General features: G+C 65.5%; 28 protein-coding genes, 2 tRNA genes, 1 pseudogene and 1 riboswitch. Of the genes and pseudogenes, 17 read left to right on the forward strand and 14 right to left on the reverse strand.

All coding sequences use genetic code 11. The features are described from left to right. Positions 1–39: 39 nt before the first annotated feature. Together E3T47_RS07660 and E3T47_RS07665 are read left to right on the forward strand one after the other, a co-directional pair. Positions 40–111: transfer RNA gene (locus E3T47_RS07660), tRNA-Thr, on the forward strand. A 31-nt stretch (positions 112–142) separates the two neighbouring features. Beyond that, positions 143–216 (forward strand) — tRNA-Met (locus E3T47_RS07665). A 418-nt stretch (positions 217–634) separates the two neighbouring features. Here the strand turns inward: E3T47_RS07665 and E3T47_RS07670 are convergent. After that, positions 635–1,108 carry a MarR family winged helix-turn-helix transcriptional regulator gene (locus tag E3T47_RS07670; protein ID WP_241982065.1) on the reverse strand — a complete coding sequence of 158 codons (474 nt, stop codon included), beginning with the start codon at positions 1,106–1,108 and terminating at the stop codon, positions 635–637. Positions 1,109–1,165: 57 nt separating this feature from the next. Here E3T47_RS07670 and E3T47_RS07675 point away from each other — a divergent pair, with 57 nt between their 5' ends. The 3 genes from E3T47_RS07675 (at position 1,166) to E3T47_RS15850 (ending at position 4,189) form a co-directional block, all read left to right on the forward strand. Further along, positions 1,166–1,975 (forward strand): tryptophan-rich sensory protein, encoded by an 810-nt coding sequence (locus tag E3T47_RS07675; protein WP_134555501.1) that lies wholly within the window; start codon positions 1,166–1,168, stop codon positions 1,973–1,975. Then, positions 1,972–3,621 (forward strand): MFS transporter, encoded by a 1,650-nt coding sequence (locus E3T47_RS07680; protein ID WP_166805652.1) that lies wholly within the window; start codon positions 1,972–1,974, stop codon positions 3,619–3,621. Before E3T47_RS07675 ends, E3T47_RS07680 begins: the two co-directional genes overlap by 4 nt. A gap of 214 nt (positions 3,622–3,835) precedes the next feature. After that, positions 3,836–4,189, forward strand: coding sequence for a hypothetical protein (locus tag E3T47_RS15850; protein WP_166805653.1), 354 nt, complete (start codon positions 3,836–3,838; stop codon positions 4,187–4,189). Here the strand turns inward: E3T47_RS15850 and E3T47_RS07685 are convergent. The 4 genes from E3T47_RS07685 to E3T47_RS07700 all read right to left on the reverse strand — a co-directional run bounded on the left by E3T47_RS07685 (position 4,179) and on the right by E3T47_RS07700 (position 7,360). Beyond that, positions 4,179–4,793, reverse strand: a complete 615-nt coding sequence (locus tag E3T47_RS07685) for a Pr6Pr family membrane protein (RefSeq protein ID WP_241982066.1) — start codon at positions 4,791–4,793, stop codon at positions 4,179–4,181. The genes E3T47_RS15850 and E3T47_RS07685 overlap by 11 nt on opposite strands. Before the next feature lie 97 nt (positions 4,794–4,890). Then, positions 4,891–5,871, reverse strand: a complete 981-nt coding sequence (locus E3T47_RS07690) for an alpha/beta hydrolase family protein (RefSeq protein WP_166805654.1) — start codon at positions 5,869–5,871, stop codon at positions 4,891–4,893. Positions 5,872–6,470: 599 nt separating this feature from the next. After that, positions 6,471–6,767 (reverse strand): DUF4287 domain-containing protein, encoded by a 297-nt coding sequence (locus E3T47_RS07695; protein WP_134555504.1) that lies wholly within the window; start codon positions 6,765–6,767, stop codon positions 6,471–6,473. A gap of 41 nt (positions 6,768–6,808) precedes the next feature. After that, positions 6,809–7,360: a dihydrofolate reductase family protein gene (locus tag E3T47_RS07700; protein WP_134555505.1), complete on the reverse strand. Its 552-nt coding sequence runs from the start codon at positions 7,358–7,360 to the stop codon at positions 6,809–6,811. A 622-nt stretch (positions 7,361–7,982) separates the two neighbouring features. Beyond that, positions 7,983–8,082: riboswitch (TPP riboswitch) on the forward strand. On the opposite strand from E3T47_RS07700, the pseudogene thiD reads away from it, so the two are divergent. Continuing rightward, a pseudogene (gene thiD, locus E3T47_RS07705) lies at positions 8,065–8,910 on the forward strand (bifunctional hydroxymethylpyrimidine kinase/phosphomethylpyrimidine kinase); the annotation flags it as partial. (Overlaps the previous riboswitch by 18 nt.) A gap of 77 nt (positions 8,911–8,987) precedes the next feature. Here the strand turns inward: thiD and thiE are convergent. Continuing rightward, on the reverse strand, positions 8,988–9,647 hold the full coding sequence (gene thiE / locus E3T47_RS07710; RefSeq protein WP_134555507.1) for a thiamine phosphate synthase: 660 nt from the start codon (positions 9,645–9,647) through the stop codon (positions 8,988–8,990). Positions 9,648–9,690: 43 nt separating this feature from the next. On the opposite strand from thiE, the gene thiO reads away from it, so the two are divergent. From thiO to moeB, 5 genes are read left to right on the forward strand one after another with little or no spacing between them, the layout of a single operon-like run. Beyond that, complete coding sequence (gene thiO / locus E3T47_RS07715; protein WP_134555508.1) at positions 9,691–10,947, forward strand: glycine oxidase ThiO; 1,257 nt, start codon at positions 9,691–9,693, stop codon at positions 10,945–10,947. Next, positions 10,944–11,198 (forward strand): sulfur carrier protein ThiS, encoded by a 255-nt coding sequence (gene thiS / locus E3T47_RS07720; protein WP_241982067.1) that lies wholly within the window; start codon positions 10,944–10,946, stop codon positions 11,196–11,198. The genes thiO and thiS overlap by 4 nt, the downstream gene beginning before the upstream one ends. Before the next feature lie 20 nt (positions 11,199–11,218). After that, positions 11,219–11,992 carry a thiazole synthase gene (locus E3T47_RS07725; protein ID WP_134555664.1) on the forward strand — a complete coding sequence of 258 codons (774 nt, stop codon included), beginning with the start codon at positions 11,219–11,221 and terminating at the stop codon, positions 11,990–11,992. Further along, a complete protein-coding gene (locus E3T47_RS07730) occupies positions 11,989–12,126 on the forward strand; it encodes a hypothetical protein (protein ID WP_198416610.1) in 138 nt (45 codons plus the stop codon). Before E3T47_RS07725 ends, E3T47_RS07730 begins: the two co-directional genes overlap by 4 nt. Before the next feature lie 5 nt (positions 12,127–12,131). Then, entirely contained in the window at positions 12,132–13,292 is a 1,161-nt protein-coding gene (moeB, locus tag E3T47_RS07735) for a molybdopterin-synthase adenylyltransferase MoeB (RefSeq protein ID WP_134555665.1), read from the forward strand. Positions 13,293–13,297: 5 nt separating this feature from the next. On the opposite strand, the gene E3T47_RS07740 is transcribed toward moeB, so the two are convergent. The 4 genes from E3T47_RS07740 to E3T47_RS07755 form a co-directional block, all read right to left on the reverse strand. Next, positions 13,298–14,773, reverse strand: a complete 1,476-nt coding sequence (locus tag E3T47_RS07740; RefSeq protein ID WP_134555509.1) for an amidase — start codon at positions 14,771–14,773, stop codon at positions 13,298–13,300. Positions 14,774–14,787: 14 nt separating this feature from the next. Next, the gene (locus tag E3T47_RS07745) at positions 14,788–16,062 is read right to left on the reverse strand and encodes a M20 family metallo-hydrolase (RefSeq protein WP_134555510.1); all 1,275 of its coding nucleotides are present in this window, start codon (positions 16,060–16,062) and stop codon (positions 14,788–14,790) included. A 46-nt stretch (positions 16,063–16,108) separates the two neighbouring features. Further along, positions 16,109–17,440: an MFS transporter gene (locus E3T47_RS07750; protein WP_134555511.1), complete on the reverse strand. Its 1,332-nt coding sequence runs from the start codon at positions 17,438–17,440 to the stop codon at positions 16,109–16,111. A 292-nt stretch (positions 17,441–17,732) separates the two neighbouring features. After that, positions 17,733–18,647, reverse strand: a complete 915-nt coding sequence (locus E3T47_RS07755; RefSeq protein WP_134555512.1) for a LysR family transcriptional regulator — start codon at positions 18,645–18,647, stop codon at positions 17,733–17,735. Between the two features lie 212 nt (positions 18,648–18,859). Between E3T47_RS07755 and E3T47_RS15855 the strand changes: the two genes are divergently transcribed. Further along, on the forward strand, positions 18,860–19,024 hold the full coding sequence (locus E3T47_RS15855; protein WP_166787763.1) for a hypothetical protein: 165 nt from the start codon (positions 18,860–18,862) through the stop codon (positions 19,022–19,024). 92 nt (positions 19,025–19,116) lie between these two features. Here the strand turns inward: E3T47_RS15855 and E3T47_RS07760 are convergent, their stop codons facing one another. Next, positions 19,117–19,419, reverse strand: a complete 303-nt coding sequence (locus E3T47_RS07760; protein WP_134555513.1) for a putative quinol monooxygenase — start codon at positions 19,417–19,419, stop codon at positions 19,117–19,119. A 230-nt stretch (positions 19,420–19,649) separates the two neighbouring features. On the opposite strand from E3T47_RS07760, the gene E3T47_RS07765 reads away from it, so the two are divergent. Both E3T47_RS07765 and E3T47_RS07770 read left to right on the forward strand, forming a co-directional pair. Further along, positions 19,650–20,648, forward strand: a complete 999-nt coding sequence (locus E3T47_RS07765; RefSeq protein ID WP_134555666.1) for a LacI family DNA-binding transcriptional regulator — start codon at positions 19,650–19,652, stop codon at positions 20,646–20,648. Continuing rightward, positions 20,641–21,537 carry a PfkB family carbohydrate kinase gene (locus E3T47_RS07770; protein WP_134555514.1) on the forward strand — a complete coding sequence of 299 codons (897 nt, stop codon included), beginning with the start codon at positions 20,641–20,643 and terminating at the stop codon, positions 21,535–21,537. The genes E3T47_RS07765 and E3T47_RS07770 overlap by 8 nt, the downstream gene beginning before the upstream one ends. A gap of 21 nt (positions 21,538–21,558) precedes the next feature. On the opposite strand, the gene E3T47_RS07775 is transcribed toward E3T47_RS07770, so the two are convergent. Beyond that, positions 21,559–22,131 (reverse strand): HEAT repeat domain-containing protein, encoded by a 573-nt coding sequence (locus E3T47_RS07775; protein ID WP_134555515.1) that lies wholly within the window; start codon positions 22,129–22,131, stop codon positions 21,559–21,561. A gap of 272 nt (positions 22,132–22,403) precedes the next feature. Next, on the reverse strand, positions 22,404–22,850 hold the full coding sequence (locus E3T47_RS07780; protein WP_166805657.1) for a GNAT family N-acetyltransferase: 447 nt from the start codon (positions 22,848–22,850) through the stop codon (positions 22,404–22,406). 72 nt (positions 22,851–22,922) lie between these two features. Between E3T47_RS07780 and E3T47_RS07785 the strand changes: the two genes are divergently transcribed. Genes E3T47_RS07785 through E3T47_RS07795 form a run of 3 tightly spaced genes read left to right on the forward strand, consistent with a single transcriptional unit; the run spans position 22,923 to position 24,986 of the window. Next, positions 22,923–23,369: an FAS1-like dehydratase domain-containing protein gene (locus E3T47_RS07785; protein ID WP_134555517.1), complete on the forward strand. Its 447-nt coding sequence runs from the start codon at positions 22,923–22,925 to the stop codon at positions 23,367–23,369. After that, positions 23,366–23,788, forward strand: coding sequence for a MaoC family dehydratase (locus tag E3T47_RS07790; RefSeq protein WP_134555518.1), 423 nt, complete (start codon positions 23,366–23,368; stop codon positions 23,786–23,788). Before E3T47_RS07785 ends, E3T47_RS07790 begins: the two co-directional genes overlap by 4 nt. 4 nt (positions 23,789–23,792) lie before the next feature. Continuing rightward, entirely contained in the window at positions 23,793–24,986 is a 1,194-nt protein-coding gene (locus tag E3T47_RS07795) for a UDP-N-acetylmuramate dehydrogenase (RefSeq protein WP_134555519.1), read from the forward strand. Between the two features lie 84 nt (positions 24,987–25,070). On the opposite strand, the gene E3T47_RS07800 is transcribed toward E3T47_RS07795, so the two are convergent. Continuing rightward, positions 25,071–25,478, reverse strand: coding sequence for a hypothetical protein (locus E3T47_RS07800; protein WP_134555520.1), 408 nt, complete (start codon positions 25,476–25,478; stop codon positions 25,071–25,073). Position 25,479 lies beyond the last annotated feature (1 nt).

The following is a 25,479-nucleotide window of genomic DNA, read 5'->3' on the forward strand; positions in this document are numbered from 1 at the left end:
TGCCAAAAACGCGGCATTGCTATCGTTTTTGGTCGCTCTGCCCCCTTAGCTCATTGGTAGAGCACTTCCTTGGTAAGGAAGAGGTAGTGGGTCCGATTCCCACAGGGGGCTCAGGCTTGGAAGCGAACAGCCGACAAGTCGCGGCGGGGTAGCTCAGTTGGTTAGAGCACACGGCTCATAATCGTGGTGTCGCGGGTTCAATTCCCGCTCCCGCTACAAAAACCCCGGATTTCTGCGGAAGTCCGGGGTATTTCATCGCCGATGAGTGCCTTCGGGATTGCAATCGTACGCACGCTGGCCTTCGTCTTCGCGTGGTTCTGCAGGAGAACACCTTGACCACGTGCACGGATCACGTTGGTTTTGATTGCTCCAGTGCCGGCATCAAAGTCGAGTGCGGACCAACGGATGGCCAGGACTTCCCAGGGCCGGCAACCCGTGCCGGAGCGCGCCGCCACGTCCATCATCCGGAAGAGCACAGCTCCACAGGCTTTGGCCGCCCCAGGGCCTTGCTTCTCGATGACCTCGCCGTCATCTACCGCGGCGGGGTCATCCTCCGGGCCATCGCGATCTGGATGAAGCCGTCAGAAGACACGCCCGAGGGGGGCCCCGCTTGCCAGGTGCCGGACGGCCCGGGTTACCAGCGGCGGGCTGAGGAGGCGGAGATAATCGTGAGCAGCGCGTCACGCAGCGCGTCCGCGTTCTCGAGCTCGGGAAAGAGGTCGGCCTCGAGCGTGCGGGACTTCTGCCAGACGGCGGCGCCGGCATCCGTTCTGACCACGGAGTGTCGCCGGGCATCGTGCTTGTCCCGGGTGCGCACGACGTAGCCCTCGCGCTCAAGTCGTTCGAGGGTGCGGGACATGGTCTGCGTCTGCACGCGGGCGGCATGTGCGAGTTCGGTCTGGCTGAGCGGCCCCGACCCGAGCAGGTGCAGTGCGACCATGCCGGCGTGGGTAAGTCCCAGCGGGTCCAGCGCCTCCACCCAAGCGTGTTCGACCAGCCGCGCGGCGGTCGAGAGCAGGCGACCGGTCGGCCAGCAGACCATGGACTCCTGCAATGGCGCCGGTCTCGGCTCCTGCTCCGCCGAGGGTTCCGGATCAGGTGTGGTCATGCCCCTAATCTAGTGCTAGCGTCAACTAATCAGCTAGCTGATCAATAGGAGACTGAGATGAAACAGAGCAGCGATCGTCTGCGCCAGACCGTGGTGCTGGTCAGTGCGATCCTGGCCATCGTGGGATCATTCATCGGTTCCGGCGCCGCCGGCGGAACCCCGATCCAGAACGCGTCGGGCGGGGCCCTGGCCGCCGACGCGACCCCGATCGCCCCCGACGGCCCGGCATTCGGCATCTGGACGCCGATCTACCTCGGCCTCATCGCCTACGCAATCTGGCAGTTCCTGCCGGCGCAGACAACGGATGCCCGGCAGCGCACCCTCGGCTACCCGGTCGCCGCGTCACTGGTCTTGAACGCGGCCTGGATCCTCAGCATCCAGTTCGACCTGCTCGCACTCAGCGTCCCCGTGATCGTTCTGCTTCTGGCCGTGCTTATCCGGGCGTTCCATCTCACCCTCGCCTCGCGGCCGAAGAACCTGGTCGAGACGATCGTCGCCGACGGCACGATCGGTCTGTACCTGGGCTGGGTCAGCATCGCCACAGCGGCGAACGTGACGGCCGTGCTCGTCGCCGCCGGCTTCGGCGGCTTCGGCATCAGCCCGGACATTTGGGCAGTCGGGGTGATCGCGCTGGCCGGTCTGGTCGGCGTGCTGATCGCCCTCTCCGGGCGTGGCCGGCTCGCCCCCTCCGCATCCCTCTGCTGGGGACTCGCCTGGGTCGCCGTCGCCCGCCTCACAGGCACCCTCCTCTCCACCCCGGCCGCGGTCGCGGCCCTCGTCGCGGTGGTCGTCATTCTTACCGTCACCGTCACCATTCGCATCCGAAGCTCCTCCTCCACGTCGACACGGGGATTGGTACCCGCATGACCAGCACCACCCCCTCCGCCCGCCGCCGGTGGGCGGGCCTCGTCTTCATCAGCGTCGCGGTCGCCCTGATCATCGTCGACTCCACGATCATCAACGTCGCCATCCCCTCGATCGTGGACGACCTGGGCATCACGTCGACCCAGGTGCAGTGGGTGCAGGAGAGCTACACGCTCGTCTTCGCCGCGCTCCTGCTCGTGTTCGGCACGCTCGCCGACCGCTTCGGGCGCCGCCGCATCCTGGTGCTCGGCGTGATCGTCTTCGCCACGGCATCCGTCTTCGCCGCATTCTCCCAGTCGGGCGACCTGCTGATCCTGGCCCGGCTGATCCAGGGCGTCGGCGGCGCGATGGTGCTGCCGACCACCCTGTCGATCATCAACGCCACCTTCCGTGGCCGGGACCGCGGCATCGCGTTCGCGATCTGGGGCTCGACCATCGGCGGCATGGTGGCCGTCGGCCCGCTGCTCGGCGGCTGGCTCACCACCTACTTCTCCTGGCGCTGGGCGTTCGGCATCAACGTGCCCCTCGGCATCGTCGTCATCATCGGCGTGCTGGTCTTCGTGGTCGAATCCCGGGATGCCGGGGAGCCCCGCCGCGTCGACGTGGTCGGCGCCATCCTCTCGGTCATCACCAGCGCTTCGCTCGTCTTCGGGTTGATCGAGGGCCGCACCTACGGCTGGTGGCTCACCAACAACGCCCCAACGGTCGGCGACTGGACCTGGCCGTACTCCGGGTCGATCATCCCGTTCGTCTTCCTGCTCACCATCGTTTCCGGGATCGCCTTCGTCTCCTGGGGGCTCTACCGGCAGCGGGCCGGCCAGACCACCCTGCTCGCCTTCTCCCTGTTTGCGATCCCCTCGTTCCGCAACGGCAACATCGCCGCGATGATCGTGTCGCTCGGCGAATTCGGCATTATCCTCTCGCTGCCGCTCTGGTTGCAGAACGTGCTCGGCTATGACGCCCTGCAGACCGGTTTCGTGCTGCTCGCCCTCGCGCTGGGCTCGTTCGTGGCCAGCGGGCTGTCGGGCGCGTTCGGCAACAAGACCTCGCCGGAGACGATCGTACGCATGGGCATCGTCGCGGAGATCATCGGTGTCACCGGGCTCGGCATCGTCATCACCGCGGAAGCCACCTGGCTGGTGGTCGTGCCGTTCCTGTTCGTCTACGGGATCGGCGTCGGCCTCGCCACCGCGCAGCTGACCGGCGTGGTGCTCAAGGACGTCCCTGTGGCGCAGAGCGGCCAGGGCTCCGGCACCTCCAGCACCGCCCGGCAGATCGGGTCCGCGCTCGGAATCGCGGTGCTCGGCACTGTGCTGTTCACCGCGGTCGGCGCATCGCTCGACGCGAAGTTGTCCTCCGTGCCGGGCCTGCCGGCCCAGACCCAGACGCAAATCGTCGACGCAGTCGTGAACAGTGCCGGCTCCGCGATCCCGGCTCTCGAGGCGCAGAGCCCGGCTGTGGCGGATGCCGCGCGGGAGGCCTTCAGCGACGGAACCCGGTACTCGGCCTTTGCCGCGGCCGGATTCCTCGTGCTCGGCTTCCTGGCGACGCTGCGGCTCTCCGGAACGGCGCCGCACCACGAGCAGCGCGAAGAGGAAGCGGCCGGTGAGAGCGTCACCGCGGCCCGCACGTCGGGGGAGCCGGTCTAGGACGGGTTTCCTAAAGCCTGGTGAGGTCATGAAGATGATCTGCGTCTGGCCGAGGCCATCGCCAAACTCCTCGACGCGGAGGGAGACAGAGTGACGTCGGTGATCCCACCCGGCTACGAATCGTATGTGCGTATTCTCGATCGAACTTCGAGACGAATCCACTGTCTCCTGGACGGATGTCGTGGGCAGGAACGGAGTCCAGCCTCGGGCGTGGATGCAGTGGCCCGATTTCGCGGCCGCTACAGGTGTTGTGCTTCCCGACGGCTATCGGAGGGAACTCGATATGGGGAATCCACCCGTCAGTCTCGCAAAGCGCCTCATCGAAGCACTGGAACCGGATCAGAGCACGCACCCGTTCGCGTCCTGGGCCGGGTATGCCATGGAAATACAGGGACCGACCGTGACGTTCTCCCCGTATCAACGCGAGATGGCACTGTCCTCCGGAAGTTTGGTCGATGAGCATCGCGCCCTCCTCCTGCCGACCACGGCGACTGGGCGTGTGCCGATATATCGGTGGCCTTCGGGTCTCCGCCGGTTCGTCGGTCAGGACATCGCCCTCATGCCTTAAGTTTCACAAGTTTCAGTCGGCTGAGAGCCCAGACGATTGCGGCGGTGACGACGGTCAGTACCGCAATGGCCACCACGTACGCGAACACGAGTCCGTATCCGGTGGCGGGATTGAAGAAGGGGTAAGGAACCCACCCGTCGGTGGCTCCCCGGATGAGCACGACGACTACCCACACCATCGGGTAGATGAGTGAGACCCAGAGGCGCTTCCATGCCAGCGGCGGGCGGTCGGCGAAGAGGATCCAGTCGAGCACGGCGTAAATGGGAAGGATGATGTGAACGACATTGTTTGCCCACTCCAGGGCGACGCCGCCTTCTTGGCCGGAGAGAAGTACGTTGTAAATAACTCCGACGAGAATCATGTACGCCGTTGCACAGCCGCGGGCGAGGAGGAGCAAACCGGATTGTTTCTTTCCACGCAGTACGACGATTCCCGTGATCGCGATCACTATGAGCCAAATGATGTTGCTCTGCATGGTGAAGAACCCGAAGAAGTTGAACGGGTTGATGGTCGCCCTGGTGGCGGTGTCAGCGAAGGTCGCGATGATGGCCACGACCCCAAGCGCGACGGCCGCGAGGCGGATTACTGCGATGAGCTTGGACAACGACGCCCTCAGTTCCCTATAAATTCGCGACTAGGGAGCTCCCAGAGACTGGGCTAAAGCTATTGCATAAACCGAACGAATGGGCCATTCCATTCGTTTATTTAGCGGTGGCGAATTTACGCTCCAGCCAATCGGCGAGCGGCACAACATCGCTGTTCAGAATTCCGAAGTGATCACCAAGACTGGCCGGGACCGCTGGCGCAACTTTGTCGTACTCGACCCACTCGACCGTGACGGTTTGGTTTCTTCGCTTGAGCTGCTTCCATAGTCTTTTGGTCGCAGCCGCTGACACTCGACGGTCGTTGACAGCCTGGGATATCCGGATGGGTACCTGAATTTCCAGATCTGGGTGCATCCGTCTCAGTGCGGCTGTCAGCCTCGGTTTGCGGGAGAGAACGCGGAAGTACTTGCGCCCAGGCAACGCGCCCCAGGAATCGGGCTTGCTCAACTCGACCCGGGTTTGCACGTCAATTGTGTTTTTGAAGAGCTGGAGTCCGAGCGGCGTGAAGACTTTTTGTTCCAGCTCAGTAGCCAGGCCAGGGTCACTGGCAAGGGCGCCGGCGATGGCGAGCGGTAAGAATGCCAGGTCGGGCGCGGCCGGCAACAGAGACAGTAGGAGGAGTCGCTCTTGCGCGGACGCTGGCGCGATCGCGGCGACAGCGAGAAGGGCGAGCTCTCCGGTCCAGGTTGGGGCGAGGTGCGCAGCGAACAACGCAGCCTGCCCGCCTTGCGAGTGGCCGACGATCACGAAACGTCGGGAGATTATTTCTTGTCCAGTCGCACTGTCGCGATTGTGAAGGGCGCGAGCGGCTTGGACGATGTCCAGCACTCCGCGCGCTTCCGAGGCCCCGAAGAGGTAAGGGTGCGGGCCGCGAGTGCCCAGCCCCTCATAGTCGGTCATAACGACGGCCCAGCCCCGGTTGAGGAACTCGTTCAACAGCCCATGAGGGGCCGCATTGATCTTGCGGTGAACGGTCAGGGGCGGGTCGGTCGGGTCACCAATGTCGGCCAGCTCTTCCGAATCCAGCGAGGGAGCACCGCGATCTGCGACACCGACGGTCCCGTGCGACCAACTCACGACCGGCCAACCACCCGCTGGGGGGTTTCCCGGGGGCATTGCAATGATTCCCGAAACACCTATCGGCGCCCCATCAGACACGCGCGTGGATTGATAGATCACAAGCTCGCACGTTGCGGCGGACTCTAACGCGGCAGGTCCCGACATCGTGCGCACACGGATGACGTCACCATGTTCACCTACAAAGTCGGTGGCGCCCATTTGATAGAACGGATCCACAGGCTCCGTGTCTGGCAGGAGGCCCATCAGAGTCGAAAGCAGGCGTCGTTAACAAGACGGCCGCGTGCAGGCGAAAGAGAACTCATCTGGCAACTATGGCTGGCCACCACCAAAAACGTCAATACGGCCGGCGTGACGGTCAGTTGGCCTGCAGAACTCCGACCTCCGCCGCACCGTCACCGCAGGTCGCTCAACGCCTTCGCCATCACCCTCCGTGACCGCTGGCCGAACGCAGAATCCTAGTAATGAAAAGCGCCGGAAACACCGTTACCAGGACACACCCTAGGGAATGCCCGCTTGGCTGCTGGTCGACCCTGCGATCTCAGTGCGGGTCATCCGCGGAGGCAATTGCGCGGTCGAATAAGCGGTTGGTACGAAAATTAATATCCTGCAGGCTTCGTCGCAACGCCGTCTAGCCATAATTCCGTCGATGCGTCCCGGTGCACCCCCTCGGCGCCGACATGCTTGTCACTGATCGCCGCTCCGTTCTTGATCACGTGCACGAGCGCCATTGCGTGTCCGCGACCAAGGTTGTAGTCAGCCTTGAGCCAGTCGACGATGGCTGTCGGCTTCACGGGTGGGACCGTGAGCCCACGTTCCGCGGCGATGTTGACCAGTTGTCGCGGCGTGAGCTTGGTCTTGGCTTCGATGGTGTCGAGATAAGCCTGGAATGACATGATGTGCTCCTTCGGTGGTGTCGAGAGTGTGGATGCCCGGTTCAGACCGAGCGCAGACGGTAACTCAGCACGGCATTGCCATTGCTGGTGATCGTGGAGTCGACCAGTTCGAGCCGGGTCGTTGGATCGGTCGGCTCGAAGAGGTGCCGCCCGACTCCGGCGATCACGGGGTGAATCATGACAGTCAACACGTCGAGAACACCAGCGAAGAGCAGCTGTCGCACCAGGGAGATGCTGCTGAACACAGCGATTTCACCGCCCTCGGTGTTCTTCAGTTCGACGAGAAACGTGGCAAGATCGCCCACGATCAGGGTGGAGTTTTGCCACTGCAGATCAGCGGCCAGCGTTCGAGATGCCACGAACTTCTGAATAGGGTTGATGAACCCGCCGAATGGGTCGTCATCTGCGGCTTTCGGCCAGTACTCCGACCACTCCTGATAGCCGATTCGGCCCAGAATCGCGGTGTCGATGCGCCCCATCATTTCTTCCATCTGCTGGCCAAGTTCGTCGTCGAAGCTGTCGAACTGCCAGAGGTTGGGGGCCTCGACGACGCCATCGAGTGACATGAACAATCCCGCTGAAAGCGTACGCATGATCGGTCTCTTTCCGTTGGACCATAGAGTATGGCCTTGGGACGGTGGGGAGCAAAGCTTCTGGGTGAAGGGAACGGGTATCCGCAGCGGATCAGGGACGAGCTCGCAGTCGTGTTCGCCGTCGCGGTTGTGGAAGATCTGCCAGGGCTGTGCAGCAAGTACGAAGGCGATGAAACTGATGGCCGGGCAAATCCAGCCATAGTTCATCGAGAGGCTGGATCCACTGTCGGACCCGCTGGCGGACGGAGTGCATAAGAGACTCGACCCGGGGAAGAAAGTCATTGCCCCGATAACTCGACTTTCGGGAGCTGCTGTAAGGGCGCCATCGAGCCAGCTCAGAGCGGCGATGGTCTCGGCGAAGAGCAATAGGCCGAAGAGGCTGAGGCTGAGCGTGAATGCGACTGTCCAACGCGGGCGCGTGGGATCTGGGCGGTTGGCTGCTGCGGCCATTTTGCGTGTGCTGCGTCGTGATCGCGGTCGCCGGGTGTGCCGGATCGCGGGCGATCTACGAGCTCAAGTCGGTGCGCTTAGTCCACGGTGCACTCCTGCGCTGCGAGCGATCGCGCGTTCAGCGCGGCCGTCCGTTCGTTGTGCGTCCGTTCGTTGTGCGCGTATAGGCTTATCCATTGACACGGGGTGCTCCACGTAGTGTGCGAGCTGAGACCGATACCCGTTGAACCTGTCTAGTTAGTACTAGCGAAGGAATGTCACGGATGATCGATCGAACCACCCGCATCATGCTGCGGCAAACGCCCCGAATTCTCAGCATCGCGGGCACCGATCCGACCGGTGGCGCCGGCATTCAGGCCGATCTGAAGAGCATCGCGGCCAACGGCGGCTACGGCATGGCGGTCGTGACCGCCCTGGTCGCGCAGAACACGCTCGGGGTGCGCTCGGTGCACGTTCCGCCGGTTGCCTTTCTGCGGCAGCAATTGAACGCCGTGAGTGATGACGTGGCCATCGATGCCGTGAAGATCGGCATGCTCGCGCAGCTCGAGGTGATCACCGAGGTGCGTTCCTGGCTCGATGACTGTCGGCCTCCCCTGGTCGTGCTCGACCCGGTGATGGTTGCAACGAGTGGTGACCGGCTGCTCGAGCCCGCGGCCGAGCAGGCGCTGCGCGACCTGATCCCGCTCGTCGATCTGGTCACGCCCAACGTTCCCGAGCTGGCCGTTCTGCTGGCCGAGCCGCCGGCGATCGACTGGGCCGAGGCCCTCGAGCAGGGCGCACGATTGTCGGCCCGCACCGGCGCCACCGTGCTGGTCAAGGGCGGCCACCTCGATGAAACCACCTGCCCGGATGCCCTGGTGAACACCCACGGGCTGCTCGCGCACAGCGTGGTCGAGTTCACCGCCCCGCGCATCACTACCAGAAACACCCATGGCACGGGATGCTCGCTCTCCGCCGCGATGGCGACGGTGCAGGCGCGAACCGGGGACTGGGCGCGGTCCCTCGCCGAGGTCAAAGAGTGGCTCCAGGACGCCCTGGCCCACGCTGATGACCTTGAGGTTGGACGAGGGAACGGACCGATCCACCACTTTCATCGGCTGTTCGCCCGGGCGAGTGCCGCTTCCGCTCTGGGCGGGGGCATGCGATGAGCGTGCGAAACGCGCAACGCTGCGCGCTGCTAGCAGAGGGCGGGCAGACTGGCGAGAAGCCGCTGCGCGGCATCCGTCGGGTCATCGGCCTCGGTGATCGCGCGCACCACCACCACCCGGGTGGCGCCAGCGTCGACGACCTGGTTGATGTTGCCGAGATCGATACCGCCGATGGCAAACCACGGGAGCGTTCGCTGGTTGGGCGTTTGGCGAGCGGATGCGCTGCGCTCGGCCGCATAGCGCAGCAGTTGAGTTCCGACCGCGGCACGACCGGGTTTAGTCGGCGTGGCCCAGACCGGGCCGACACAGAAGTAATTGAGGTCGGCGGCGGTGAGGGCGGCATCCACTTGCTCGGTGGTGTGCGTGGACAGACCGATTCGGGTGGCCGCACCGAGCAGCCTGCGGGCGAAGGGCAGTGGCAAATCGGTCTGGCCGACATGGAAGACCGGCGCTCCGGCGAGGCCGGCGATATCCGCCCGGTCGTTGACCGCCCAGAGTCGTGCGTGCTGCTCGGCAACCGAGCGCAGGATCTCGAGATAGTCGAGCTCCTCCGCAGCGTCGATGCTCTTGTCGCGAAGCTGGATGATGTCGACCCCGCCAGCGAAGGCCGCATGCACGAAGTCAGCGAAATCGCCGCGATCCTTCCGGGCATCGGTGCAGAGATACAGCCGGGCGGTGATCTGGTCCATGCGACCAACACTAAAGGGCTGCGGCCCGGCCGCGGTGCGCTCCATGAGTGAACGGCGGGCGCACCGCACGGTCGACGTGGCCGTCATCGGCGGCGGCATCATCGGGCTCGGCATCGCCTGGTCGGTCGCGCAGTCCGGCCGCACGGTGGTCGTCATCGACCCGGATCCGGCCGGCGGGGCCACCTATGCGGCGGCCGGAATGCTCGCAGCGGTGAGCGAATTGCATTACCAGGAAGAGGCGTTGCTCGAGCTCATGCTCGCCTCTTCCTCGCTGTATCCCTCGTTCATCGAATCGATCGGAGTCGATTCCAACGAAACTGGATACCAGAGGACCAAAACCATGAACGTCGGTGCCGAATCGGCTGACCGGCAAGCGCTCGCCGACCTGCGCGGCGTGCAACTGGCCAATGGGCTGAACGTTGAACGCCTGACCATTCGCGAAGCGCGGGTGATTGAACCGCTGCTAAGCCCCCAGGTGTCCGGTGTATTCGTGGTGGAGCAGGATCATCAGGTCGACCCACGCCGGCTAACCGAGCGCATTCAGCTCGAACTTGCAGCGCTCGCGGTAAACGGTGGGTGGGGCCACGACGCCCTGATCCGCGTGAACGCCAGTGGGTTGGTGCACGAAGATCCAGCGGATGCCTCATCGCGCGTCACCGGTGTCGCCCTGGACGACGGCGGGATGGTCGGAGCAACCGAAGTGGTCGTAGCCAATGGACTCGGGGCGGCCGGGCTGAACGGCTTGCCCGAGCACTTGAGCCTGCCGCTTCGACCGGTCTACGGGGATGTCCTCCGACTTCGGGTACCTCAGCATCTTCAGCCACTGCTCACCTGCACACTTCGCGGGCTGGTGCGTGGCATGCCGGTGTACCTGGTGCCTCGCCCGGACGGCACACTCGTGATCGGAGCTACGCAGCGCGAAGACGGTTCCAGCGCGGTCTCAGCCGGTGGCGTCTATCAACTGTTGCGTGATGCCCGGGTGCTTATGCCGGCGGTCAACGAACTCGAGCTGATCGAGGTGACAGCTCGGGCACGTCCGGGAACGCCCGATAACGCGCCGCTCCTCGGACGAGTCTCCCGAACAGGAAGCGCACGGGAAAGCGAAAATGACGACATCTCCGGCCTCATCATCGCCACCGGATTCTTTCGCCATGGCGTACTTCTCACCCCGATAGCAGCGCAGTTCTGTCTTCGCCTCATCGAGGGAAGTGCGGACGAGCGGTGGGACAGATTCCGGCCCGACCGATTCTCAGCCAGCCGCGCTCCGGCATCCGCTTCACCGAAAGGAGCCCGCTCATGACCGCATCGCCAAGCGTGAGGATCACCGTCAATGGCCAGGAACGAAAGGTGCTGCCTGGCATCACGGTGACCGACCTCGTGGCCGAGATCACCGATCGGTCTATCGCGCAAGACGGTCATGCTCCCGACGGACAACGTCTCGGTGTAGCCGTCGCATGCAACGCCGAGGTCGTTCCACGCAGCCAATGGTGGTGCACCGGGCTCACCGCCGGTGATGAGATTGAAATTCTTACCGCAGTTCAGGGAGGTTGACAGTGGAGACCGCGTTGCTCATGAACGCCGACAGCCTCGTGATTGACGGCGTGTCGTTAAATTCGCGTCTGATTATGGGTACCGGGGGCGCACCGAGCCTGAACGGCCTTGGCGCTGCGCTGCGGGCCTCCGGAACCGAACTCACCACCGTCGCCATGCGGCGTTACAGCGTGGCGACTACCGGTTCACTCTTTGATCTTCTGGTAGAGAATTCCATCCGAGTGCTGCCCAATACTGCTGGCTGTTTTACCGCGCGAGAAGCCGTCATGACCGCTGAGCTGGCCCGGGAAGCGCTCGAGACCGACTGGATCAAGCTGGAGGTCATCGCCGACGAGCAGACCCTTCTTCCCGATGCGGTCGAGCTGGTGGATGCCACTGAACAGCTCGTCGCGCGGGGCTTCAAGGTGTTTGCCTACACAAACGACGACCCCGTGCTCGCGTTGCGGCTCGAACACCTGGGCGCTGTCGCCGTGATGCCGCTCGGGGCGCCGATCGGCACCGGACTCGGCATCCTCAATAGGCACAATATCGAACTGATCGTGGCCCGCGCCGGCATTCCCGTCGTGCTGGACGCCGGAATCGGCACCGCCTCCGACGCCGCACTGGCAATGGAACTGGGCTGCGATGCCGTGCTGCTGGCCACCGCGGTCACGCGTGCTCAAGACCCGGCCCTCATGGCCGACGCCTTCAAACACGCCGTGATTGCTGGCCGGCGGGCGTCGCTGGCCGGCCGCATTCCGCGGCGTGACCTGGCTCTGGCGTCATCGACCATGACCGGGCGGCCCGACCTGTGAAGCGGATGCCGGTGCTCGCGCCGCTCGTGGAACACGCCGTGATTGCTGGCCGGCGGGCGTCGCTGGCCGGCCGCATTCCGCGGCGTGACCTGGCCCTGGCGTCATCGACCATGACCGGGCGGCCCGACCTGTGAAGCGGATGCCGGTGCTCGCGCCGCTCGTGGAACCCGGCGAGGAGCTCACCGCGACCGAACGTGAGCGGTACTCGCGCCACATCCTCATCCCGGACATCGGGATGATCGGTCAACGGCGGCTGAAGAATGCGCGCGTGCTCGTGATCGGCGCCGGCGGCCTCGGCTCACCGGTGCTCCTCTATCTCGCGGCCGCCGGCGTGGGCACGCTTGGCATTGTCGACCACGATACGGTCGACCTGAGCAATCTGCAGCGCCAGATCATCCATGGCGTCGCCGGTCTCGGCCAGTCGAAACTGCAGTCGGCTGCCGCGGCCGTGGCCGAGCTCAATCCACTCGTCACCGTGCACCAGCACGATGCCTGGCTGTCAGCGGAGAACGCGCTCGACCTGTTCGCCCAATACGACCTGGTCGTCGACGGCGCCGACAATTTTGCCACCCGCTATCTGGTCAGCGATGCCGCCGCGCTGCTCGGCAAGCCCTGCGTCTGGGGGTCGATTCTACGCTTCGACGGTCAGGTGAGCGTGTTCTGGAATCTGCACGGTCCCACCTATCGGGACTTGTATCCGGAAGCCCCGCTGGCTGGTTCCATACCCAGTTGCGGCGAGGGCGGAGTGTTCGGGATGCTGTGCGGAACGATCGGCGCGATGATGGTGGCCGAAGCGGTGAAGCTGATCACCGGGGTAGGACGCACACTGCTCGGCCGGGTCGTGCTGTTCAGTGCGCTCGACACTTCCTGGCGCGAGATCGGTATTGCGCCCGATCCCGCCACCAAGCCGGTGACCGAACTCATCGACTACGACTTGTTCTGCGGCACAGCGTCGGAGCCACGTCGGGGCGACGATGCCATTTCCGTACAACAACTCGCTGCCATGCTCGATGCCCGGAAACGCGGCGCACTCGACTTCGACCTCATCGATGTTCGCGAACCGGAGGAATACGCGATCGTGCACATTACCGGGGCGCTGCTGGTTCCGCAGGGCGGCATCCGCTCGGGACAAGCCGTTCTCTCGCGGGACCGCGATATCGTCGTGCACTGTAAGGCCGGGCCGCGCTCGACTGCCGTCCTTGCCGAGCTGCAGCGCCAGGGCTACGACCGGGTGCGCCAGGTCGAGGGAGGCATCCTGGCCTGGGTGAAGCAGATCGAGCCCGAGCTTTCGACCTACTGAGACGGTCAGTCGCCGATCCGCGCGTAGCGGTGGGCCCACGGGCGCACCGCTTCGACGGCGGCACCGACGCGAAAGACCGTGCCGTCATCAAACGGATGCCCGACTATCTGCACCCCGGTCGGGATGCCGCAGTCAGCCATGCCGCTCGGCACCGCGAGCACCGGGCAGCGGTTGCTGATGTTGAACGGCAGCGTCATGTGCGATTGCCAGTAGTGTTCGAGGTGCTCGCCGCTGGCCGTGATGCCGTCGATGTAGTGGCCGTCAGCGGTCAGCGCCGCGACGGCCGATGTCGGGCAGACGAGGGCATCGAACCCGGTCATTACCGCGGCGAGCTCGCCCTGCATGCGGGTTTCAGCGGTGAGACCGTCGAGAAAGCGGGTGTCGGAGGCCGCAGCGCGGGCATCCGCCATGAACTGCACCGTGTAGGCGGCGAGCTGGCTCTCGGTGCCGCGGGTCTCGTCTTCCATCGTCGGACCCAGAATATGACCGAAATGGGTGAAGGACACCCGGTTGATCTCAGCTGTGTTCCACGGCAGCTCAACCTCTTCCACGATCGCCCCGGCGCTCTGCAGCGCCGCGGCGACGGCGCGGGTGTTGGCCTCCACATCGGGGTCGATCAGGTAGTCTCCGAGACGAATGCATAGTGCGATGCGGATACCCGCTACGGAGGACCACGCGCCGGGCAGCGGCGCGGCGGCGGCGAGCGAGGCATGGTCGCCCGCGTGGCGGCCGGCCATCACGTTGGCGAGCAGGGCGGCATCCGCTACCGTGCGGGCCATCGGACCGTCGCTCCGGTAGTGGTCGGCGGAGAGCGGCGCGACGCCCGGAATACGGCCGTAGGGCGCCTTGAACCCGACGGTTCCGGTGAAGGCCGCCGGCAGTCGGGTCGAACCGGCAATGTCCGAGCCGGTCGCGAGCGGCGCAAAGCCTGCCGCGAGGGCAGCGCCGGAGCCGCCGGAGGACCCGCCGGGGGAAAGCTCGAGGTTGAAAGGATTGTGCGTAACCCCCCAGAGCGGCGAATGCGTGACGGTGGCGCAGCAGAATTCGGGTGTCGTCGTGCGTGCGTGCACGATGCCGCCAGCCGAGCGGATGCGGCTGATCACCGGATGGTCCGTGCTCGCCACCACCGCGCGCTGGGCGACGAGCCCGTTGCTCAGCACGTGACCGGCGAGGGAGTGTTTCTCCTTCGCGGCGATGGGCAGGCCGAGCAGCGGAGCGAGCGCGCCGCCGGCGCGATATTGGCGCTCAGCGCTGAGGGCCGACTCGCGTGCCTCATCGGCCAGCTGCTCGGTCAGCGCGTTGATCCGCGGGTTGATCGCGTCGATGCGCTGCAGAACCGCCTCGAGCAGCTCGACCGGCGACAACGCGCGCGATCGAAACAGGCCGAGCGCCTCGCTCGCGCCGAGGTAGTGCAGGTCGGTGCTGGCACTGCTTGAAACGGTGTTGCGCAACCTGTTGGGAGGCGATTCTGTTCGGCTCATCGTGCCCGCCTTCGTCAAACCCGGGCAGTCGACGCCGCTGCAAGGGACGGCACCGCATCGACCAGAGCCCCGTGGATCAGGTCGGTGGTGACTTCGGTGAGCACCGCGAGCCCGGCGACCATGTCGGCATCCGTGGAGAATTCGCGTTCACAGTGCGAGACGCCGTCGACGCTCGGAATGAACAGCATGATCGAGGGCACGATGGTGTTCATCGCGACCGAGTCGTGCCCAGCCATGGTCTGGATGCGGCGGGTCGACAGCCCCGCACGTGCGGCCGCCTGCTCGGCCAACTGCAGTCCGTTCTCTGGAAAATACCTGATTGGACGAATATCGAAGTCGGTGACGTTGATCTTGATGTCGTGTTCGAGGGCGAGCGCGGCCATCTTCTCAAGCAGGGTGGCGCGGGCCGCCTGCACGATCTCGGGGTCGCCGCTGCGCAGGTCGGCGACCAGGCGTACCCGGCGGGCCACGACGATGGGGGAGTTGGGTTCGAGGGTCAGCTGCCCGACCGACGAGACGATGGCCTCGTCGACGAAGTCGTAGGTGACCTCACGCACCATGAGGATGATTTTGGCGGCGGCCACGAGGGCGTCGTGCCGGTCGGCCATGGCGGTTGCCCCGGTGTGGGACTGCTCGCCGAGCACCTCGATGTCGAGCTTCTGGGTGTACCAGCTCCGGTCGACCACCCCGATCGCGATCTCCTCGCGCTCCAAAATGCGACCCTGCTCGATGTGAATCTCGGCGTAGCTCACCGTGACCGGGCGGGGGTCGGTGCCGAGGTAGCCGGTGTCGGCGAGGGCCGCGCGGGCGGTCACTCCGGCCAGGTCGGTCACGTCGAGCATCTTCTCCTGGTCGAACAGGCCAGCAAACACGCTGCTGCCCATGACGCTCGGCGCGAACCGGCCGCCCTCTTCATTGAACCAGTTCACGACGGCGAGGTTGAACGGTGGCACCGCGCCGCTTTTCGTGACGAGCTCGTCGACGTTGCGGGCGGCGTGCAGCGCGGCGAGTACGCCGTAAGCGCCGTCGAAGCGCCCGCCGAGCGGCTGGCTGTCGAGGTGCGAACCGACGAGCACGTACGGGGCGCCGAGGGTCCATTCGATCAGTCCGAACATGTTGCCGATGCCATCCACGTGCAGGGTATAGCCGGCGTCGGTGACCCACTTCGAAAACCAGGCGCGGCTCTGGGCGTCTTCGGCGGTGGCTGCCTGTCGGTCGACGCCCTGGTGGGGCGTAGCGCCGATGGTGGCAACGTGGTGGAAGTCGGTCAGAAAATCAGCAGATGACATGGGTGCTCCTTCAAGAGATATCGGATAGAACGGATTGCCGCAGCGCTCAGCCCAGACGCCCCCGCGTCTCGGGGACCTTAGTGAGGGTCACGAGCAGGAACACGATGACGGCGGCGCCGGCCATGTAGAAGCCGGGGGCGAACGCAACGCCCGAGCTGGCGACGAGAGCGGTACCGACGAGCGGTGCGGTGCCGCCGAAGATGGCGTAACCGAGGTTGTAGCTTACGGCGGCGCTTGTGAAGCGGGTTCGGGTCGTGAAGATCTCGACGAAGAAGGTGTAGCAGCCGCCGCCGTAGATGCACAGCGGAATGACGAACAGGATCTGGCCGAGCAGGGCGAGTGACAGATTGCCGCTCGTGACGAGCATGAAGCTCGGGATGGCGAGAACGGCGATCGCGGCCGATCCCGCGATGAGCATCGGCTTACGCCCGACCCGGTCGCCGATGCGCCCGCCGATCGGCAGCATCACGGCGTACAGCGCGAGGGCGGCCGCGTTGGCCAGCAGGGACTGCTCGCGGCCGAGGTTGCCGGTGGTCTGCACGTAGGCCACGAAGTAAGCCGAGAGAAAGTAGAAGCCCATCGCGGTGAGGCCCATCACGAAGATGACCTGCACCATGCGCAGCTTGTTCTCGAGGAAGGTTTCCTTGATTGGGCTGAATTCTTTGGTCTTGGTGGCCTGGGCGTCGGTGAACGATTTGCTCTCTCTGGTCTTGCTGCGAATCCACACGCCGAACAGGGCCAGCGGCAGGGCGAGTAGGAACGGCAGGCGCCAGCCCCAGGCGGTGAACGACTCGTCGGACATGCTCTGGCTCAGGATGAGGATCATCGTCCCGGCGAACACCGAGGGCAGCGCGGTGGCCGCGATGGTGATGTTCAGCCAGAGACCGCGGCGGTCGATCGGTGCGTGTTCGAAGACGAACGAGGGGGCGCCGACCGATTCGCCGCCGGCCGAGAAGCCCTGCACGAGGCGCAGGAGCAGCAAGAGCAGGGGAGCCCAGACGCCGATCTGGGCGAAGGTCGGTAGCAACCCCATGCACGCGGTCGCGGTTCCGATGGCGAGCAGGGTGATGGCGAGCACTTTGCGTCGCCCGATCTTGTCGCCGAGGGCGCCGAAGAACAGGCCGCCGAGCGGGCGCACGACGAACGCGACACCGAAGGTGGCGAAGGTGGCGAGCAGGGCCAGGATTGGATCCGAGCTTGGAAAGAACAGTTGGGAGAAGATCACGGCCGTGAGGCCGTAGAGGGTGAAATCGTAGAACTCGATGAACTGGCCGATGCTGCCGCCGAGCAGCACGCGCTTCTGCAGGCTGGTGATTTTCTTCGGAGGAGCGGTCTCGGCTGGCGAACTGATCGGGGTGGTGGCGGCGGTCGCGGTCATGAAATCCACCGTACGATCGCGATGATTCCGGCGTTCGCCGCTGCGTTTCTAACCGGTGAACTCTGCATGAGCCGTATGTCGGTCATATTGCGGCGCATCCGCTGGTGTGTAACCGGGGCGACACGTGAATTGCCTGCTCGAACACTGATCCTCCTTGATCACTGCTGTCGCGATCCCGGTCACGGACGCATGCTGCCGGGAATGTGCGACTGATTGTGATCAAGCTTGCGCGTCGCGAAAGATCCTTGTCCAATTGATTCTCGTGGCCGACCGCATCGATTTTGGTGATGGGCTAGGGGCGAGTCGCGCCGTACAGCCGGAGGCAGATGTCTTCGAAGGCCAGCGCTCGCCGGGTGGGTAGGGTGCTGTCGAGGCGCACGAGCATGACCTCGCTCGGTGGAAACTCGTCGGTCAACCGCAGCGGCACAACGCGCCCGCCCGAGTACGGCACATCGTTGTAAACCCGTTGGTTGAGCAGGGCGTAGCCGTGTCCCTGGGCCACGAAGGAGCGCACCGTTTCGTAGCCGGCGAACCGGTGGCGCACGTTGGGCTCCACCCCGGCCAGCGCGAACAGGCTCTCGTAATATTCCCGGCTGTGCGGCAGATCGAGCAGAATAAGGGGTTCGCCGGCGAGGTCGCGCAGGGCGATTTCCTGCCCGGGGGTGTTCGCGGCGTGGTGTCCCTCGGGAACGATTACGTGTGGGGGGACCCGCTCGAGTACCTGGCTCGAGAAACCGCTGCCGAGGCCGTGCCCGTACATGAGCGCGAGGTCGCAACGTCCCTCGCGCAGAGCGGTCTGCAGCGAGGCGAGGTCGGCTTCGAGAAAGGTCACGTCCACGCCGTGATGGGTGGCCTCGAACGCCTTAAGAATGGCCGGCAGCCGAAACGAGGCCAGCGGTGAGAATACGCCGACGGTCAGCTCGCCGGAGAGGGTCTCGGCGGCGCCGTAGGCCGACTCGAACAACAAATCGGCGTGATCGAGAAATCCTTTCAAGTCGAGAGCAAACCTGCGGCCGGTCGCGGTGAGCTTGAGCCCGGTCGACGGGTTGCGCAAGAATAATTGGGCGCCGAGCGTGCGCTCCAACTCCGCCATCGCCGTCGAAACGGCGGACTGGCTCACGAGCAGCCGGGCTGCGGCCTGGGTCATGCTCTCCAACTCGGCGACGACGGCGAAGTACCGCAACTGCGTGAGGGTGAAGTGTCGCATCGGACTCCGGATCGGGTGGCAGCCGGGAGGGGGCATTCCGTCCGAGCGCCTGAGTTGATTAATCGTAGCGCCGGGCATTCGTTCGGACGCGAACGAGAGGGCGACGCGACGCGCAAGTGTATGCCGCGCGCGGCGCCCTCTTGCGACCCTCGTGTGGGGGGTAGTATCACCGCAATCGGGATCTTCCCGCGCATGAAATGAAAGGTCGAACTATGAACCCGTTACTCATCATTGTGGCCGTCGTTGCGGTGGTGCTGCTCATTACCGGAGGCCTGGTGCAGTCGCTTCAATTTCTGCTCTGGGTAGGTATCGTGCTCGCGATCATCGCGGTGATCATGTTCCTGATGAGGTCGATGTCAGGACGAAAGAGCGTCTAACTCTGCATGGTTCCAAGGTGCCCGGCACGAGGAGCATGGATTCCTCGTGCCGGCTGTTTTCTGTACCGGACCCCGCCTGGTCGGGGCCCGCCTCAGACCAGGGGGGCCAGGAAAGTCAGTGTCGAACCGTTGCCCTCGATGATCGGCCCGAGTGCTCGGTTGAACTCGGCACCGTAGGCGGTGGCGCGGTGGGCGTCGAACGCTGCGGGGTCGCGGTACTCCTCGTAGACGAAGAAGGCCGCCGGGTTGCTGCCAAGTTGGTGTGGATCGAAGCGGATGCAGCCCGCTTCCTCTCGCACGTGGGCCGTGAGGTCCTGCAGTAGGCGGGCGACCTCATTCTCGTGTCCGGGGAGCGCCGTGAACTCGGCGTACAGGGCGATAACCGGGCCGGTCATGCCTTGCGCGCCCCGGTCATGATCGCGACCCCGTCGGTCGAGCTGTGTGCGGTGCGATTCATTGGTGAACCTCCTCTAATCAGACGGAAGACAATCTTCCTGACAACGATGTCATTTATAGTTTTAGACGACTGTTGCTATAGAGTCAAGGAACTTAATCACGTTGGAGATTAATCGTGACAACGATGTCGGAAAGCACCTCCGGCACTGCCCCGCGCGCTCGACCGACCATGCGCCAGGTCGCCGCGCTGGCCGGCGTGGGCATCAAGACGGTTTCTCGGGTCATCAACGGTGAGCCCAACGTGTCGCCGGCCATGATCGCGAAGGTCAAGGAAGCCGCAGACAGCCTCGATTACCAGCCCGATCTGCATGCCGGCAACCTGCGCCGGGCCGATGGACGTACCAAGACCCTGGGCCTGCTCGTCGGAAGCGTCGCCAATCCGTTCTACGGCACGCTGCACCGGGCAGTCGAGGAGGCTGCAACGGCGCGCGGCATCGCGGTGTTTGCCTCGAGCCTCGACGACGATCCCGGTCGCGAGCAGGGCCTGGTTTCGGCGTTCCTGCAGCGGCGGGTCGATGGGCTGATCCTGACCACGGTCACGAAGAGTCAGGCCTACCTGGCTGCGGAGTTGCGCCGTGGAACCCCGCTGGTCTTCATCGACCGCGAGCCGGCCGGCATCGAAGCGGATGCCGTCGTCAGCGACAACGCCGCCGGTTCCGCCCTTGCCACCCGGCACCTCCTCGCACACGGGCACCGCCGCATCGCCTACCTGGGGGACTTCGACGCCATCCAGACGGCTCGCGAACGTCGTCGTGGGTTTCTCGAGGAATTGGGACGAGCGGGCGTTGCCACCCGCGACATCCCGGTCGTCGTCGACCTGCACGATGAAGCCGCGGCGAACCGGGCTGTGCTCGCCCTGCTCGACTCGGCTGATCCACCCACCGCCTTGTTTACCAGCCAGAACCTTGTCACCATCGGTGCGATCACCGCGCTGCGCGACCGTTCACTGCAAAACCGGGTGGCCCTGGTGGGGTTCGACGATATTTCCCTCGCCGATCTGCTCAGCCCCGGCATCACCGTCATCGCCCAGAACCCGCAGCGGATCGGCGAACTCGCGGCCGAGCGGCTGCTGGCGCGCCTCGACGGCGATCGCACCCCCGAACATTCCTATGTCGTGCCGACCGAGCTGATCGCTCGCGGCTCCGGAGAGATTGGACCCCATGCCTGAACTCAGCGCCCCCGCCCGTGTCGTCGTCGTCGGCGACGCCCTGATCGACGTATTGCGTGACTCGGCGGCCAGTCGGGAATTCGCCGGCGGCGCCGCCCTCAACGTGGCGGTCGGCTTGGCCGTGCTCGGGGTGCCGACCACCCTCATTGCCATGGTCGGCGACGACGACGACGGCGCGGTGCTTCGGGCCTTCCTCGACCAGCACGGCGTGGAGCTCATCGCGACCCCGGGCCCGCTCGGCTCGTCGCGAGCGGTGTCCGACCGCACCGATGGCGAGCCCCGCTACTTCTTCAACGACGCCGCGAAAGCGCGCCGCATCGACTTCGGTGTCGCCGAGCGCACCGCGCTCGAGGCCGCCAAGCTCGTCGTCGTGAGCTGCTTTCCGTTCGACGACACCGCGCAGACCGAAGCATTCGCCGCCTGCGTAACCGACCCGGAACGGCGCCTCGTGATCGACCCCAACCCGCGAGCTGGCATGCTGCACGACGGGCCGCGGTTCGTGCGCAACTTCCAAGCGCTCGCCGCGCGTAGCCTGCTCGTCAAGGTGGGCGACGAAGACGCCGATCTGCTCTACGACAGCACGCTCGATGAGCTGCGGGAACGGCTCGTCGACGCGGGGGCCCACACCGTGCTGGCGACCGCCGGACGCCTGGGCGCCTCGGTCTCGTTCGCAAACAACGAGCTGATCAGCGCGCCGATCGCCGAGCTCGACGGGCCCGTCATCGACACGATGGGTGCAGGGGACGCGACGCTGGCGGCATCCGTTTGCACGATCGTGAACGACGGGGTGCCGCAGGATTCCGACGCGTGGCAGGCCCTGCTGGCCGACGCTATGCTCACCGCCGCCGCTACCTGCCGGCACGAGGGTGCGCTGCTGCGCCGGCCGTAACGAGCGGATGCCCGCGGCTGGTTACGCCTCGGGTTCGGCCGCGGCGTCGGTCAGCTTCAGGCGCGAACGAATGGCGTCGCGAGCCTGCTGGGCGGCGCGGCGCACTTCCTTGTCGGAGTCGCGCAGGCGCACCTCGATCGTGGCGATGTTGGCTTCGGTGCCCTGGTCGGCGAGGGCGTGCAGCGCGGCGGAACGCACGCGCGGGTGCTCGTCGGTGGTGAGGCGCACAAGCTTGGGCACGACCTGCAGGCCGCGCAGCAGCACGACCTTCGCGCACATTTCGCGTACGCGCCAAGCCTGGTTGTTCAAACCGACGACGATGTACGGAGCGGCCTGCTCGCCCCAAACGTGCAGTAGCGCGCGGGCGCCCCACAATTCGGGCCAGTACAGCGCGGGAGCACCCTCGAGAATGCCGAGCGCGTGGCGCCCGCCGGCGTAAAGCAGAAAGTCTTTGCCGGCGTTCTTGGCACGCAGCAGGGCCACGGAATTGTCGATGACGACGTTCTCGCCGTAGTGCGCGACGGCGGCGCGAATGCGTTCCTCGGTCGGCAGGTCGATCGGAAGGTCGGGGTGCGGAATCAATTTGTTTTGCATAGCCCTCTTACGCTACCTCCCCTACTGCTCCCCACGCTCGCGAGAGCGCAAAAAGGGGCCATTGAGAGCGACAATCGGGCACTTTTCGCGCGCTCGCGGAGCGAGATATCACTGCGCGATAGGCGGGGCATCGACGTGCGGAGCTTAGAGATGACTACGAAACTGGAGCTGTTCCGGTAGGTGGGTACCGCACCTTCACGATGTAAGGGTGCCCAGGGCGCAAGACTCGGCTGCGCCTTAGCTAAGAACCGGGCCGCCGCCTCGATGCGAGGTCAGGTGAGAGCGAGCTCGAAGCCGGAGGCGTGCTCGTAGATGCCGTAGTTGCCGATGTCGGTGAAGCCGAGGCTGCGGTAGAGGGCGAGGGCCTCGGGCTGGGCGTAACCGGTCTCCAGGCGCATCCGCTCGTAGCCGAGGCTGCGGGCGAGCGATTCGAGTTCACGCAGAATCGTGCGGGCGTGGCCCTGGCGACGGTAAGCGGGGTTGGTCCACATACGTTTGACCTCGGCGGTCGTGGCGTTGAACTGCCGCAGGCCACCACCGGCGACCGTCGTGTCGCCGTCGACGAGCACGAGAAAGCCGCCGCTCGGTGCTTCGAACTCGGCGCCGTCGACGTCGTGCACCGAGTCGCCGTCGCCATAGCGGGTTTCGTATTCGCGGTGCAGGTCGAGCAGGAGAGGGACTACCTCGGGGTCGCCGAGGCGCACGGATACACATTTCACGATTACCAGTGTGCGCCTTGTTAGGGCCAGCTCCTGACCGGTCTGCCAGGGCTCTCTGAGTAGACTCAACGGGTGTCAGTGAACCCAGAGTTGCAGGGGCGGGTCTTTCCGCCGGTCGCACCGTATCTTGTCGGCCGTGAAAAGGTGCGCGAATTCTCCCGCGCCGTGTTCGCGACCAACCCGATCAACCACGATCCCCAAGCGGCCCGCGCGGCCGGCCACGCCGACGTTGTAGCCCCGCCCACCTTCGCCGTGGTCGTGCAGGAGGCCACGCTGGCCCAACTGCTCGCCGAACCCGACGGCGGCATCGACTTCACCCGCGTCGTGCACGGCGACCAGCGCTTCAGCTATACCCGCCCGATCGTCGCCGGCGACGAGCTCACAGCGACCCTCGCCGTGACGAGCATCAAGACGCTCGGCGCTCACGCGATGGTGACCGCCGAGTCCACGATCGTCGACGCAGCCGGCGCCCACGTCGTGACAGCGACCTCCACCCTCGTCGTCAGGGGAGACGAATGATCCCCGTTCTGGCTGACCTCACCGTCGGCAGCGTCGTCGCTGAGGCGAGTTTCTCATTGACGCGCGATTCACTCGTGCGCTACGCCGGGGCATCCGGTGATTTCAATCCGATTCACTACCGCGATGATGTCGCGCGGTCGGTGGGCCTGTCGGGCGTACTTGCCCACGGCATGCTCACCATGGGCCTGGCCGTGCAGCCCGTCGTCGACTGGGCTGGCGACCCCGCCAGGGTCATTGACTACCAGGTGCGATTTACCCGCCCGGTCTTCGTCGACGCCACCGTTGGCGCCGTTGTGATGGTCGTCGCCAAGGTCGGCGCGCTCGAGCCCGACGCCGGAATCGTGCGCATCGACCTGACCGTGACCTTCAACGGCGCGACCGTTCTCGGCAAGGCGCAGGCGCGCGTCAACCTGGCCTGAACTCATGATCGAACCCGTTCCCCTGAGCACGCTCACCACCTTTCGCGTCGGCGGGCCACCCGCCGCGCGGGTCGCGCCGGCCACCGAGCAGGACCTCATCGACGAGACCCTCGCCGTCTGGGGCCTGGATGAGAACTGGCTGCTGCTCGGCGGCGGTTCCAACACCATCGTCGCCGACGAGGGCTTCGACGGCATCGTAATTCAGGTGGTGACGCGCGGCATCGCGGTGCTCGGCCGCGAAACGGATGCCGCTGACAGCGTCGATCCCCTCGCCGTCGGCCCCGAATCGGTCACCGACGGCGGCGAACAGGTACGCCTGCGCGTGCAGGCCGGTGAACCCTGGGACGACCTCGTCGCCTATGCGGTGGACCACGGCTGGGCCGGCATCGAGGCGCTGTCGGGCATTCCCGGATCGTGCGGTGCCGCGCCCGTGCAGAATATCGGCGCGTACGGCCAGGAACTCTCCGACAGCCTCAGGGCGATCGACTTTCTTTCCTACGAGAGCGGCGAGGTTGAGCGGCTGGAGCGCGCCGACCTCGATCTTGGGTACCGCACGTCGGCGCTCAAGCAGGGCCTGCGCGGAGTCGTGCTGGCGATCGAGCTGGAGTTGCACGATACATACGCCGAGGCATCCGTTTTGGGGAGCGTCCTCGGGCAGCCGCTGAAGTATGCGCAACTCGCCGGGGCACTCGGCGTGCAGCTCGGCGACCGGGTGCCATTGCAGAGCGTGCGCTCAACCGTGCTCGGCCTGCGGGCCGGCAAGGGTATGGTGCTCGACCCCGCCGACCCCGACACGTTTAGCGCCGGCTCGTTCTTCACCAACCCGATCGTCACTGAGACCTTTGCGCGCTCGCTGCCAGCGGATGCCCCGCGCTGGAAACTCGGGGAGGAGCCGGCCGATCGGGTCACTCCACTCGAGGAATACATGGGTGTCGGGCCGATTCCCGGCGGGGAACCGGTGCGCCTGGTCAAGCTCAGCGCGGCCTGGCTGATCGAGCACGCCGGTGTCAGTCGCGGATTTCGCCTGCCCGGGTCGAAGGCGGCCGTGTCGAGCAAGCACACCCTAGCGCTGACCAACACGGGCGGGGCTACGGCAGTGGAGATCGCCGAACTGGCTCGTTACGTGCTCGGCCGGGTGCAGGCCGAGTTCGGGGTGAACCTACAGCCCGAGCCGGTGCTGGTGGGGCTGACGCTGTAGTCGGTCGTCCCTCCCGACCGGCGCACGGCAGCGCCCAGGCCGTCAGTCAGTCGGCTCGGCGCACGGCAGCGCCCAGGCCGTCAGTCAGTCGGCTCGGCGGGCGGCGGCAGCGATGCCGGCCACGACGAGACCGAGCCCCACCGCGATGACCCCGCCGAGCAGCCAGAGCGTGGGATCCGGAGGCACGGGGAGCAGCGTGAACACCACCATATAGATGGCGAAGGCGAGCAGCAGAATGCCCCAGAGGATCGTGCCGAAGCGTGGGCGCAGGCGGGCTGCGGGTGCCGCTGCGGTGGGCCAGTCGGTGTTCGGGGCGAAGAAACTTGGCGTCGTGTCGGTCTCCCGATGCGGGAAGATCGACTTTGGATACGGCACGGTCGGGTGTACCGACAGGTTCTCGGTGGCGGCTGCGTCGCCATTCGGGCGGCTCGCGGAGAAATCTTCGGTGGGGGCGTCCGTGCCGGGGCTTGTGGGGTTCTGCGGTGTGGTCATG

It is taken from the genome of Cryobacterium ruanii (assembly GCF_004404055.1).
GTDB classification, from domain to species: Bacteria; Actinomycetota; Actinomycetes; order Actinomycetales; family Microbacteriaceae; genus Cryobacterium; species Cryobacterium ruanii.